Here is a 936-nt window from a genome sequence, read left to right as displayed (position 1 = left end):
CGGTCGGGGTGGGCGGTGACTGCTACCAGCCGGCCGAGGAGCGGTATCGGCTGATGCCGGGGTTGCTGGCGGCGTTTCGGGATGCGGGCAACCCGTTCACGGTGTACACCAAGCGGGCGCTGGTGGCGCGGGACGCGGAGTTGCTGGCCGAGGCGGCCGCCGCGGCGGGCGGCCGGGTGGCGGTGTCGATCGCGTTCGTCGATGAGCAGGTGCGGCGCGCGGTGGAGCCGGGCGCGCCGAGCGCGCAGCGGCGGCTGGAGCTGGTGTCGGACCTGGTGGCCCTGGGGGTGCCGTGCGCGGTGACGATGGCGCCGATCCTGCCGTGCCTGACCGACGGCGCCGATCAGCTCCAGGCCACGATGCGGCGGATCGCGGCCAGCGGCGCCGGTGAGGTGTTGCCGCTGGTGTTGCGGCTGCCGCCGGGGACGCGCGAGTGGTTTTTCGGGTGGCTGGGCGAGCGGCACCCGCGGCTGGTGGGGCGTTATGAGGAGCTGTACGGGCAGGGCGCCGACGCCGATCCGGCCTACCGGGGGCGGATCATGGGGCAGGTGAGCCGGCTGGCGGCCGCGTTCGGGTTGCGTGGTGCCGGGCCGCTGGCCGGCGCGCCGCATCCTCGCGCGCATCAGCTCGCGCTGGTGTAGCTTCGCTCCCCCGCTGGATCGGCGGGCGGGCGGCGCGTAGGATCCGGCGATGGAGATTCGCCATGGCGGGCTTGGGGACGTGCCGGCGGTGCTGGCGATGTTCGATCGCGCGGTGGCCTGGCTGGTGGGCCAGGGCCGCGTCGGGCAGTGGGGGCAGGAGCCGTTCTCCGGGCAGGCGGCCCGGGTGGAGACGGTGAGCGGGTGGGCCGCCGGTGGCGGCATGCGGATCGCGATGCTGGACGGACGTCCGGCCGGGTGCATGGCGCTGGGCGCGGCCTGTCTCTTGTACACATCT

1 protein-coding gene and 1 pseudogene are annotated in these 936 nt (G+C 75.0%); both read left to right on the top strand.

Translation table 11 applies throughout. The annotated features are described in order from the left end of the window. Positions 1-641 (top strand): radical SAM family protein (locus C1I98_RS42390; protein ID WP_158558418.1); only part of this gene is annotated, 641 nt, incomplete at its 5' end. Between the two features lie 49 nt (positions 642-690). Then, positions 691-936: pseudogene (locus tag C1I98_RS39270) on the top strand (GNAT family N-acetyltransferase); the annotation flags it as partial.

Origin of the sequence: Spongiactinospora gelatinilytica, from assembly GCF_003236385.1 — a bacterium.
Classification (GTDB): Bacteria; Actinomycetota; Actinomycetes; order Streptosporangiales; family Streptosporangiaceae; genus Spongiactinospora; species Spongiactinospora gelatinilytica.
The sequence above is the reverse complement of the archived record's forward strand: the minus strand, read 5'-3'. Positions and strand labels throughout refer to the sequence as shown.